The 12286-nt window shown below is 63.9% G+C and carries 9 protein-coding genes and 1 tRNA gene; 6 read left to right on the top strand and 4 right to left on the bottom strand.

Annotated elements, in window-relative coordinates; genetic code table 11:
- Positions 1-40 precede the first annotated feature (40 nt).
- Positions 41-115, top strand: a tRNA-Thr gene (locus ACSH0F_RS03840).
- 147 nt (positions 116-262) lie between these two features.
- Here ACSH0F_RS03840 and ACSH0F_RS03835 read toward each other — a convergent pair.
- Positions 263-1576, bottom strand: a complete 1314-nt coding sequence (locus ACSH0F_RS03835) for a hemolysin family protein (RefSeq protein ID WP_435200049.1) — start codon at positions 1574-1576, stop codon at positions 263-265.
- Positions 1577-1767: 191 nt separating this feature from the next.
- Between ACSH0F_RS03835 and ACSH0F_RS03830 the strand changes: the two genes are divergently transcribed.
- Positions 1768-2466, top strand: a complete 699-nt coding sequence (locus ACSH0F_RS03830) for an OmpA family protein (RefSeq protein ID WP_435200047.1) — start codon at positions 1768-1770, stop codon at positions 2464-2466.
- A gap of 60 nt (positions 2467-2526) precedes the next feature.
- On the opposite strand, the gene ACSH0F_RS03825 is transcribed toward ACSH0F_RS03830, so the two are convergent.
- Complete coding sequence (locus ACSH0F_RS03825) at positions 2527-3309, bottom strand: 3'(2'),5'-bisphosphate nucleotidase CysQ (protein WP_435200045.1); 783 nt, start codon at positions 3307-3309, stop codon at positions 2527-2529.
- 119 nt (positions 3310-3428) lie between these two features.
- On the opposite strand from ACSH0F_RS03825, the gene sucC reads away from it, so the two are divergent.
- The 4 genes from sucC (at position 3429) to ACSH0F_RS03805 (ending at position 7506) form a co-directional block, all read left to right on the top strand.
- Positions 3429-4628: an ADP-forming succinate--CoA ligase subunit beta gene (gene sucC, locus ACSH0F_RS03820; RefSeq protein WP_435200043.1), complete on the top strand. Its 1200-nt coding sequence runs from the start codon at positions 3429-3431 to the stop codon at positions 4626-4628.
- 191 nt (positions 4629-4819) lie between these two features.
- A complete protein-coding gene (locus tag ACSH0F_RS03815; protein WP_435200041.1) occupies positions 4820-5566 on the top strand; it encodes an electron transfer flavoprotein subunit beta/FixA family protein in 747 nt (248 codons plus the stop codon).
- Between the two features lie 27 nt (positions 5567-5593).
- The gene (locus ACSH0F_RS03810) at positions 5594-6523 is read left to right on the top strand and encodes an electron transfer flavoprotein subunit alpha/FixB family protein (protein ID WP_435200039.1); all 930 of its coding nucleotides are present in this window, start codon (positions 5594-5596) and stop codon (positions 6521-6523) included.
- A 182-nt stretch (positions 6524-6705) separates the two neighbouring features.
- A complete protein-coding gene (locus tag ACSH0F_RS03805; protein ID WP_435200037.1) occupies positions 6706-7506 on the top strand; it encodes an energy transducer TonB in 801 nt (266 codons plus the stop codon).
- A gap of 16 nt (positions 7507-7522) precedes the next feature.
- Here ACSH0F_RS03805 and ACSH0F_RS03800 read toward each other — a convergent pair whose 3' ends face one another.
- Positions 7523-8734, bottom strand: a complete 1212-nt coding sequence (locus ACSH0F_RS03800) for a DUF445 domain-containing protein (RefSeq protein WP_435200035.1) — start codon at positions 8732-8734, stop codon at positions 7523-7525.
- 65 nt (positions 8735-8799) lie between these two features.
- The gene (locus tag ACSH0F_RS03795) at positions 8800-12276 is read right to left on the bottom strand and encodes an efflux RND transporter permease subunit (protein ID WP_435200033.1); all 3477 of its coding nucleotides are present in this window, start codon (positions 12274-12276) and stop codon (positions 8800-8802) included.
- Positions 12277-12286: the final 10 nt, after the last annotated feature.

Raw genomic sequence — 12286 nt, 5'->3', positions numbered from 1 at the left:
CGCGCGCCTCCACCCCGCGAGGTTCTTGCGGTGGACCCGTGCTGCTGTAGCTCAGTGGTAGAGCGCACCCTTGGTAAGGGTGAGGCCGGGAGTTCAATCCTCCCCAGCAGCACCATTTTTCGAAGAAAAATGGTTTTCTTGTTTTGCGCATCGACATCCGTCGATGCGTCCTCGCTATGCGTGCAGCAAGCTGCACCCGCTGCGGGCGCGTGGTCACGCTTGCCGGGCCTCCGCCGGCCCGGAACCAACCACCTATCTAGACCTAGGCTTCTTCGGCGCTTTCGCTCGCGTCGGATACCAGCAGCTTGTCGATCCGGCGGCCGTCCATGTCGACGACTTCGAATCTCCAGCCCTGGTCGGTGAAATACTCGCCTTCTGAGGGGAGCCTCTTAAGGACATGCAGCGCGTAGCCCGCAGCAGTGCCGAATTCGCGATCCTCGCCATATTCGAGGTCGAGGCGGTCGGCGAGTACGTCGGCCGAGAGCGAGCCGGAGACCAATAGCGAGCCGTCCTCCCGCTCGACCACGCCGGGTGTGTCGCCGGGATCCTGGTCGCTGGCGAAATCGCCGACCAGCGCGGTGAGGAGGTCGACCGGGCTGACGATGCCGTCAAGATGGCCGTATTCGTCATGCACCATCGCCAGCGGCACTTCGGCCTGCTGCAACACCCGCAGCGCGTCCACCGCGTCGAGCTGGTCGGGCACGACTTCGGCTTTCTTCACGAGTGTGGCGAGATCGATCGGTTCGCCTGCCACCATGCGCGTCATGATGTCGCGCACCTTGACCACGCCGATAACCTTGTCGGGCGAGCCTTCGGCCACCGGCATCAGCGAGTGAGGCGAGGTTTCGATTGCGGCGCGAATCGCGTCTTCGTCTGCCGCAACGTCGAGCCAGTCGATCTCCGGGCGCGGGGTCATAACTTCCCGCACGGGGCGCTGGGCGAGGCGGACCACGCCCTGCAGCATCTGGTGCTGCTCGTGCTCGATCACCCCGCTCTGTGTGGCTTCGGCGAACAGCATGTGCAGCTCTTCGGCCGTCACCGCAGCCTGTCCGCTCTTTCGCACGCCGAGCAGCTTGATCAGCAGGCCGGACGACGTATCGAGCAACCATACAATGGGCGCGGCCACCTTCGCGAGCAGCGCCATAGGCCGCGCCATGACCAGCGAAATCGGCATGGCCGCGCGCAAGGCGATCTGTTTCGGCACGAGTTCGCCCACGACCAGCGTCGCATAGGTGGTCAGCGCGATGACCAGCGCAAAGCCGACCTCCTGCGCATAATCGGCAGGTACTCCCAGCATCGCCAGGCGCTCGCCAACCGGACCGCCAAGGCTCGCGCCCGAATAGGCACCCGAGACGATGCCCACCAGCGTGATGCCGATCTGCACGGTGGAGAGGAACTTGCCCGGATCGGCCGCGAGGTCGAGCGCGGTCTGCGCCGCGCCGCTGCCCTTGTTGGCAGCCTGCTGCAGGCGTGAGGTCTTGGCGGAAACGATCGCAAGCTCGCTCATGGCGAAGACGCCGTTGAGCACGATAAGGCCCGCGATGATGAACAGGTCGGTCCAGGGAAAGGGTGTCACGCCGCTGGCGCTAGCACAATTGCACCGCTCTGCCAGCGCCTGCGCGCACTTTCTGTGAAAGCGCCGTTAAACGCTCGCTTGGAACGGGGAGGCGCGATGACGGTTGATGGGGTACGACGCGGGATGGGCGCGTCCCAAACCGCATGCGGTATTTCCGGAGGATACCGGGCCGCCTTGAAGGAGGAATGACAATGAAGAAGTCGCGTGTTCTTACAGCCAGCCTCGCAGCCGTTTCGCTGATGACGGTGTCGGCCTGCGTTACCGATCCCAACACTGGCGAGCGCAAGGTTTCGCGCACCGTGCTCGGCGGGGCCGGCGGTGCCGTTGTGGGCGGCCTGCTGGGCGGCGTTATCGGCGGCAAGACCGGACGCATTATCGGTGCCGTCGGCGGCGCCGCAGCGGGCGGCTATGTCGGCTATCGCATGGACCAGCAGATCAAGGAACTCGAAGAGCAGACCGCCGGTTCGGGCGTCGATGTCAGTTCGGTCGATGGCGGAGACGCCATTCTCGTCAACCTGCCCGACGGCGTGACCTTCGCCACCGGCAGCTACACGATCACGCCGGGCTTCCGCGACCTGCTCGACCGCGTGGCCGACAGCCTGCGCCAGTACCCGAACAGCCTTGTCGACGTCTATGGCCACACCGATACGACGGGCCCGTCCGACGCCAACCAGCGCCTGTCCGAACAGCGCGCCCAGGCGGTCGCCAACTATCTCATCTCGCAGGGCGTCGCCTCGTCGCGCATTCGCTGGATGGGCTTCGGCGAAACGCGCCTCGCAGTGCAGACCGGCGACGGCGTGAACGAGCCGCTCAACCGCCGCGTCGAAATCAAGATCATCCCGTTCGATCAAGAAGATGTCGAAGCTGCCCAGCAGTCGCAAGGCTACTGATCGCAGCTGAACAGCAGGGGAAGGGCCGATCTTCGGATCGGCCCTTTTTCTTTGCAGAACCTATTTCTGCCCGATCTGTGCCGCGCGACCGGCCAGCCGCTCGACCGCGGCTTCGTGAATATTGGGGGAGCAGGCCAGTACGCCGAAAGCCCGCGGATCGCGCTTGTTGTACTCGAGCTTCTTGCCGAAGGCATCGGTGACGGCCGCGCCGGCCTCGCGCGCGATCAGACCGGCTGCGGCAATATCCCATTCGAAGCCCCAGCGCAGCGTTGCGACGAGATCGGCCTCGTCGGCGGCGACCATTGCGATTCGCAGGGCGATGGAATTGGGCTGATCGACGCTGACGAGATCGCGGTCGGTCTTGGGCAGCGAGGCTGCCGGTACGCGCGAACCGTCGAACCGATCGCGCATCGACGCCGTCAAAGCCGCGCCATTGCGCTCTGCACCGCGCCCGGCGACCGCGCTCCACATTTCTCCGCGCGCCGGGGCGGACAGCATGGCGATCAGCGGTCGCCCTGCGCTGATGAGCGCGACGGACACTGCCCAGCCGCTCCGGCCCCGGATAAAATCGCGCGTGCCGTCCACCGGATCGACCAGCCAGATGAGATCGCACCCGAGCCGGGCAGGATCGTCCGCCGTCTCTTCCGACAGCCACCCCGCCGCAGGCAACAGCGCGCCCAGCTCGCGCTTGAGAAAAGCGTCCACCGCCAGATCGGCTTCGCACACCGGGCTGTTGGGTTCCTTCTCCCAGCTACGTACCGAATTGCCCGCCCCCGGCCAAAGGTCGTGGGCGATCCGTCCCGCTTCGGAGACGATCGATTCGAGGCGCTGGCTGTCGATCATGAGAGCGGTATGGCAGTTGCACCCGAACGCGGCACTTTTCAAGAAGGCCTACGTATGCTTATGCGCCCACAAAACTTCCCACCCCCAGCCGCGCACCCGCGCGAAGGACAGACGCTCCCATGAACATTCACGAATACCAGGCCAAGGAACTGCTCGCGAAATACGGCATCGCCGTGCCCACCGGCCATGCGGCGATGACTGTCGAAGAAGCGGTCGAGGGCGCGAAGAAGCTTCCCGGGCCGCTCTATGTCGTGAAAGCGCAGATCCACGCCGGCGGCCGCGGCAAGGGCAAGTTCAAGGAGCTTGGTCCCGATGCCAAGGGCGGCGTGCGCCTCTCGAAGAGCGTCGATGAAGTCGAGGCGAACGCCAAGGAAATGCTCGGCAACACGCTGGTGACGATCCAGACCGGCGACGAAGGCAAGCAGGTCAACCGCCTCTACGTCACAGACGGCGTCGACATCGAGAAGGAATACTACCTTTCCATGCTCGTAGACCGTGCCAGCGGCCAGGTCGCCATGATCGCCTCGACCGAAGGCGGCATGGACATCGAGGACGTCGCACACGAGACGCCCGAGAAGATCACCACTATCACCATCGACCCGGCTCAGGGTTTCATGCCACATCATGGCCGCGCGGTGGCTTTCGCCCTCAAGCTGACGGGCGACACCAACAAGCAGTGCCAGAAGCTCGCCAAGCAGCTCTACACCGCCTTCATGGACCTCGACATGGAAATGCTCGAGATCAACCCGCTGGTCGAAGACAAGGACGGCAACCTCCTCGTCCTCGACACCAAGATGAGCTTCGACGGCAACGCGCTCTATCGCCACAAGGACGTGGAGGAGATGCGCGACGAGACCGAGGAAGACCCGGCCGAAGTCGAAGCCTCCGAATACGATCTCGCCTACATCAAGCTCGACGGCAACATCGGCTGTATGGTCAACGGTGCCGGTCTCGCCATGGCGACCATGGACATCATCAAGCTCAATGGCGCCTTTCCGGCGAACTTCCTCGACGTGGGCGGCGGCGCGACGACCGAGAAGGTCACCGCGGCGTTCAAGATCATCCTCAAGGACCCGGCGGTCGAGGGCATCCTCGTCAACATCTTCGGGGGCATCATGAAGTGCGATGTCATCGCCAACGGCATCGTCCAGGCGGCGAAGGACGTGAACCTCTCGGTTCCGCTGGTCGTCCGCCTCGAAGGCACGAATGTGGAAGCGGGCAAGGAGATCCTCGAGAACTCCGGCCTGCCGATCGTCAGCGCCGACGATCTGGGCGACGCCGCCCGCAAGATCGTGGCCGAGGTGAAGAAGGCGGCCTGAACCGGCTTTCTATCGATGGACTGGTTATCGAAGGGCGGGCCCGCGGCAGCGAGTCCGCCCTTTTCATTTGCGACGCGGGAACGCCCAGCTTTCCGCGGCTTTTTGAAAGTAAGCAACGCCGGCGGCCCACTTGACGTTTACGTAAACGCAAGGTAGGTGGGCCGCGAATTCATTCGAGAGGAAGGAACGCAATGAAAATCCTCGTCCCCGTCAAGCGGGTGATCGATTACAACGTCAAGCCGCGGGTCAAGGCCGACGGCTCCGGCGTCGATCTTGCCAACGTCAAGATGAGCATGAATCCGTTCGACGAAATTGCCGTCGAGGAAGCCATCCGCATCAAGGAAGCGGGCAACGCCGAGGAAATCGTCGCCGTTTCGATCGGCCCGGCGAAGGCGCAGGAAACACTGCGCACCGCGCTGGCGATGGGCGCCGACCGCGCAATTCTCGTCGAGACCGATAACGAAGTCGAACCGCTGGCAGTCGCCAAAATCCTCAAGGCCATCGCCGAGGAAGAGCAGCCGGGCTTGATCATGCTCGGCAAGCAGGCGATCGACGACGACTCGAACCAGACTGGCCAGATGCTCGCTGCGCTGATGGAGCGCCCCCAGGGCACGTTTGCAAACACGATCGAGGTCGATGGCGACAGCGTCACGGTGAAGCGGGAGGTCGACGGCGGCCTGCAGACCGTCAAGCTGACCATGCCGGCCATCGTCACTACTGACCTGCGCCTCAACGAGCCGCGCTATGCCTCGCTGCCGAACATCATGAAGGCGAAGAAGAAGCCGCTCGATACCAAGAGCCCGGCCGATTACGGCGTCGACACCGCGCCGCGCCTCAAGACCACCAATGTCTCCGAACCGCCGGTTCGCCAGGCAGGCGAGAAGGTCGAGGACGTCGACGCGCTGGTCGCCAAGCTTAAGGCGATGGGCGTCGCCTGATCCACTCCAACGAGAAGGAATACGAATATGAAAACCCTCGTTTGGGTCGAACACGACAATTCCACCATGGCCGACGCCACGCTGACTGCGGTCACCGCCGCATCGAAGCTGGGTGAAGTCCACCTGCTGGTCGCCGGTTCGGGCTGCCGCGCCGTGGCCGATGCCGCTGCCAAGATCGCCGGAGTAGGCAAGGTCCATCTCGCTGACGATCCGGCTTACGAGCACGCGCTGCCCGAGAACGTTGCGCCGCTGATCGCCGACCAGATGGGTCACCATGACGCTTTCGTCGCACCGGCCACCACCACCGGCAAAAACGTCGCCCCGCGCGTCGCAGCGCTGCTCGACGTGATGCAGATTTCCGACATCCTCTCGGTCGAAGGCGACAAGACCTTCACCCGCCCGATCTACGCCGGCAATGCCATCGCGACGGTCGAAAGCACCGAGGACAAGCTGGTCCTTACCGTACGCGGCACCGCCTTCGACAAGGCGGAACCCGAGGGCGGTTCCGGTACGGTCGAGGAAATCTCCGGGCCCGCTGACGCCGGCATCTCCAGCTTCGTGAGCGAGGAAATTGCCGAAAGCGATCGTCCCGAGCTGACAAGCGCGAAGATCATCGTTTCGGGTGGCCGCGCCCTCAAGGACTCCGAGACTTTCGACGAGATCATCACTCCGCTCGCCGACAAGCTCGGCGCGGGCATCGGCGCAAGCCGTGCAGCCGTCGATGCGGGCTATGTGCCCAACGATTACCAGGTCGGCCAGACGGGCAAGATCGTCGCGCCGGAAGTCTATATCGCCATCGGTATCTCGGGCGCGATCCAGCACCTTGCGGGCATGAAGGATTCCAAAACCATCATCGCAATCAACAAGGACGAGGACGCCCCGATCTTCCAGGTCGCGGACATCGGCCTCGTCGCCGATCTCTACAAGGCGGTACCGGAGCTGACCGAAAAGCTTTGATCGCCAAGCGATTTTGAATACAAATCCCTCCGAAGCATTGTGTTTCGGAGGGATTTTTCATGGGTCGCCGTTTTTCCTTTTCAGTCGCTCTGGCGGCTCTGTCTTTTACTGGTCTTGCAACAACTGCCACTGCGCAGGATGCGCCGATAGCATTGCAGCCGTCGAGCAACTGGCACCTCGACATGGCCGAGAACAAATGCCGCCTGCTCCGCACCTTCGGTCCGGAAGACAGCCGGACGATTTTCTTCCTCGAGCAATGGGATCCGTCCATGTCGGCGATCTGGGGGCTTGCAGGCCCGGCTGTCGACGACTTGAGAGTGTCGCGGGACGCTCGCTTCGCCTTCGGACCCGGCGGGGATACGGGGGATTTCCCTGTCGCCGATATGGACCTCGGCGAACAGAAGCTTGTGAGCGCGACCACGTCGATCGCATTCCACCCCGGCAAGAACGCCGATGGCGAATGGACCGAAGAGGAACGCGACTGGACCCGCGATCCCCGCGGACTGGCGCACCTCGATCACGAGAATGCGAAAGATGTTTCCACCTTCACGCTGACGCAAAGAGGTCGCGACGATATCGTTCTCGACCTAGGTCCGATGGACAAACCGCTTGCGGCGATGAACGTGTGCATGGAGGACCTTGTCACACATTGGGGTTTCGATCCCGAGCAACAGCGCTCGGTCGTCTCGCCGCCCGAGATCGTGAACATGAAGCGGGTCGTGCGCACGATCCAGTCGGAATATCCTGCAGAAGCACTGCGCAAGGGAGCGCAAGCCTATTTCGCGCTGCGGCTGACTGTCGACGAGAGCGGAAGAGTGGAAGCCTGCGAGTTGCTCAACCAGACCGTGGCCGAGGATTTCGACATGCGAAAGCATCCTTGCTCCGTCATGCAGCGGACTGCGCAGATCGAACCGGCGCGCGATGCGGCGGGCCAGCCGGTGCGGAGCTATCTGGCCCACCGGATATTCTACCGTATCCGATAAGCCCGCGGGCAGGACCCTAGCCGAGAGTTTCGCTGAGGAAATGGATCGTCAGGCCCACCAACCCGCCGACCATCGTGCCGTTGATGCGGATGAATTGCAGGTCGCGGCCGACGGCGCTTTCCACCCGGTCGGTGATAGTATGCGCATCCCAGCGGCGCACGGTTTCGGAGACTAGCCGCACGATCTGGTCGCCATAGCGGGTGGCGATCCCGACCGCCGTGCGGCGGGCGAAGCGGTTGATCTGGCGTTGCAGGCGCAGATCGTCGCGTAGCGCCCCGCCCAGCTCGGCCAGCGTCTCGCTGACATAGCCCGAGCCGAGGCCGCCCGATTCGCGGATCGAGACGATCAGATTGGCGCGGATGCGCTCCCACGTGCCCTGCCACCATTCGGCGATGGCCGGATTGCCGAGCATCTCCCGCTTCATCCGCTCGATACGGGCCTGCAATTCGGGATCCTCGCGCAGGCCGGTCGCGAATTCGGCAAGGCCTTCCTCGATCTTGTCGCGCAAGGGGTGGTTCGGATCGACCAGCACTTCGGCGAGCAGCTTGTACAAGCCGTCGATCACCGAATTTGCGAGCCGCTCGTCAAGTCCGGTGAAGCGGAGGATGCCGTTGGCCCGGCGATGGACCATTTCGCGTACCAGCTGCTCATTGTCTTCGAGCACCAGCCCCGCCCAGCGGATGATCTTGTCGATCAGCGGCTTATGCTTGCCGTCCGCCATCATGGCCGTGAGCATCCCGCCGATCAGCGGCGCGATTTCCAGCTTGTCGAGCTGCGACTTGATGCCGCTGCGCACCTGCGTACCGAGCCGTTCGGGGTCGAGCGATTCCAGCACTTCGACCGCCAGTTCCCCTGCGCCCAGCCGGATGCGCGAATCGCGCGTCGCTTTGGGATCGGCGAGATAGCTGCCGATCGCTTTCGCCAGATTCATCGACCCCATCCGCCGCCCGACGACAGCGGGGGTTAGGAAGTTTTCGCGCAGGAAGCCCGCCATCGTGTCGGCGATGCGATCCTTGTTCTCCGGGATGATCGCCGTGTGCGGGATCGGCAGGCCGAGCGGGCGGCGGAACAGCGCGGTCACCGCGAACCAGTCGGCTAGTCCGCCGACCATGGCGGCCTCCGCAAAGGCGTGGAGATAGCCCCACGCCGGATGCAGCTCGAGATTGCGGCCCGACAGCAGGAAGAGGCCGGCCATCAGGACTATCAGGCCGGTGGCGGTACGTCGCATGACCCGCGCACGATCCGGCGGTAGCGCTGGAGGCGCGGTGACTGAGCCGGCGTGGCGGGGATCGTTCACTCGGCGGGCTCGGCCCCCGGTTCGGCGGTCCCCGCGCCTGCCAGCCCGCGCTTGTCGTCACCCGGGCGATAGGTGAGCATGCGCTGGCGCAGCCACGGACCCGCGCGCTTCTCGAAGCCATCGGCGAGGCTGAAGCCTGCCGGTACGATCAGCAGCGTGAGCAGGGTCGAGAGGATCAGGCCCCCGATCACCACGGTACCCATCGGCGCGCGCCAGGCTCCGTCGCCCGAGCCAAGCACGCCGGACAAGGCGATCGGCACCATCCCGGCCGTCATTGCGACGGTCGTCATGACGATCGGCTGCGCACGCTTGTGGCCCGCATCGACGATTGCTTCCAGCTTGCGCGTGCCCTTGTCCATCTCCTCGATCGCGAAGTCGATCAGCAGGATCGAGTTCTTGGAGACGATGCCGAGGAGCAACAGGATGCCGATATAGACCGGCATCGATTGTGGCTGGCCGAACAGCCACACCAGCAGGATGCCCCCGAGCGGGGCGAGCGCGAGGCTGGCCATGTTCACCAGCGGGCTCATGAGACGTTTGTACAGCAGCACGAGCACGGCAAACACCAGCAGCACCCCCGACGCGATAGCGATCGTCAGGCTGGTCATCAGCTCGGCCTGCCATTCTTCTTCGCCGACCACGTCGCGGATCACGCCCTGGGGCAGGTCCTGCAAGATGGGCAACTGGTCGATTTCGGCCTGAGCTTCGCCCTTCACGACGCCTTGGGCCAGATCGGCCCCGACCAGCACGCGGCGGTTCTGGTTGTAGCGCTGGATGGTCGTCGGGCCGGAGCCGAAGCTGATCTCGGCCACTCGCGACAAGGGCACCGACCCACCGCTTGCCGTTTGCACCGGCAGATTGCGGATCGTGTCCAAGTTCTCGCGCGATTGCTCGGGTAGCTTGACCCGGATCGGGATCTGGCGGTCCGAGAGCGAGAATTTCGCCGCGTTCTGCTCGATCTCGCCCATGGTCGCGATGCGGATCGTCTGGCTTAGCGCGATGGTCGATACGCCGAGTTCCGCCGCAAGATCCTCGCGCGGAGAGATGATCAGCTCCGGCCGGTTGATGTCGGCACTCACCCGCGGGGCGACGAGCGAGTCGATGGTCTTCATCTGCTCAACCAGCTGGGCAGCCGTATCGTTGAGCAGCTCGGGATCCGAACCGGCCAGCATTACCGTCATGTCGCGGCCCGAGCCGAAACCGCCCGATTGCGACGCGAAGCGAACCCGCGCATCGGCGATCTGCGAGAGCTCCGGCGCGAGACTGCGCTCGAACTCGATCGAGGTCCGTTCGCGGTCGGGGCGCAGCGTGATGTAGATCGTCGCCTGGCCTTCGCGGACGCGCTCCAGTGCCAGTTCCACCTCCTGCTGCTTGTAGAGGAGGTCGGCGACCTGATCGACGACCCGTTCGGTGGTCTCGAGCGTCGTGCCCGGCACCATCTCGATCTCGATGCGGCTGTTCTCGTCGTCGATCACCGGCTGGAACTGGGTGGGCACGATGCCGAACAGCAGTACGGTCAGCAGCAGGGAGAAATAGCCGACGCCGAGCATCCATACCCGGTGGTCGAGGAAGCGCGCGTAGAGATACTGCCAGGCCTGCTTCATGTGGCTGCCGAACAGCCCGGTAATCAGGCCGAGGACCTTGAAGAACACAAGCGTCAGCAGGAAGCCTGCCAGCAGTGCGATGGCCAGCTGGATGATGCCGACGATTTTCACGATCGTTTCGGGCAGGAAGCCGGGATCGGGATCGCCCCCGGTGATCATCGCGGGAATGCCGAGGCCTTGCAGCAGGCCGGACACGGTGAACGTGCCGAATGCCGAAACGGCGAGCGCTCCGATAACAGTGAATAGCAGCGCCAGCACATAGAGCCAGCGATGGCGCGGGCCCTCCAGCCCCTCGCGCAGCCGGTGCATCTTGCCCCGGTCGAGCGACCAGCGCAGGACGCCCATGTAGCGATCCATCATCGGGCCCTCGCCATGCGCGGCCTGACCGTGGGACTTGAGGAAGTAGGCCGCCAGCATCGGCGTGATCATGCGCGCCACGGCGAGCGACATCAGCACGGCGACCACGACGGTGAAGCCGAAGTTCTTGAAAAACTGCCCCGAGATGCCGGGCATGGCACCGACCGGGAAGAACACCGCGACGATACAGAAACTTGTCGCGACGACCGGCAGGCCGATCTCGTCGGCCGCATCGATAGATGCCTGGTAGGCGCTCTTGCCCATGCGCATGTGGCGCACGATGTTCTCGATCTCCACGATCGCATCGTCGACGAGCACCCCAGCCACGAGGGCCAGCGCCAGCAGCGACAGCTGGTTCAGGTTGAAGCCGAGCAGGTCCATGAACCAGAAGGTCGGAATAGCCGAAAGCGGGATCGCCACGGCGGAAATCGCCGTCGCGCGCCAATCCCGCAGGAAGAAGAACACCACCACCACGGCGAGGATCGCACCCTCGATCATCGCGGCCATGGCGCTTTCGTACTGGTCCTTCGTGTATTTGACCGTGTTGAACAGCGGGATGAACTTGACGCCAGGATTGCTGGCCTCGATCTCTTCGATTTTCTCGAGCGCGTTTTCGTAGACGGTGACGTCCGATGCTCCCTTCGCGCGGCTCATGGCGAAGTTCACGACCTCCTTGTCGCCCACCTTGCTGATCGAGGTCCGCTCGGAATAGCCGTCGCGGACGGTGGCCACGTCGGAGAGTTTGACCGTCCGCCCGCCGCCGAGCTGGATGCGGCGTTCGCCCAGCTCGTAAGCCGAGTCGTTGTTGCCCAGCACGCGTACCGACTGGCGCGTGCCGCCGACTTCGGCCATGCCGCCGGCCGCATCGATATTGTTCTGGCGCAGCACGCCGTTGATCTGGCTGGCAGTAACGCCGAGCGCCTGCATGCGCGGCAGATCGAGAATAACTTCGATCTCGCGGTCGACCCCGCCGAAGCGATTGACCTCGGCCATGCCCTCGATCGACAACAATTGCTTGGCAATCGTGTCGTCGATGAACCAGCTCAGCCCCTCGATGGTCATGTCGTCGGCTTCGACAGCATAGATCGCCAGGAAGCCGCCGGAGATTTCCTGCTTGCTCACGCGCGGTTCAAGGATGCCGTCGGGCAGCGAGCCGCGGATCGTGTCGATCGCGTTCTTCACTTCCGCCGTGGCATCGTTGGGGTCGACGCCGATCTCGAATTCGATGAAGGTATTCGAATTGCCTTCGCTGGCAGTCGAATTGATCGAGTTCACGCCGTTGATCGAGCGCACGGCGGCCTCGACCCGCTGGGTGATCTGGTTCTCGATCTCGGTCGGCGCGGCGCCTGGCTGCGAGATATTCACGCTGACTGCCGGGAATTCGATGTCGGGATTGTTCACGACATCCATGCGCATGAAGCTGATCAGGCCGGCCAGCAGCAGCGCGGTAAACGCGACCAGCGGAATCACCGGGTTGCGGATCGACCAGGCGGAGATGTTACGGAAATTCATATGCCAGTCC

It is taken from the genome of Qipengyuania sp. 902, from assembly GCF_051195295.1.
Lineage (GTDB): Bacteria > Pseudomonadota > Alphaproteobacteria > Sphingomonadales > Sphingomonadaceae > Qipengyuania.
This window is presented reverse-complemented; position numbering and strand designations above follow the sequence as displayed.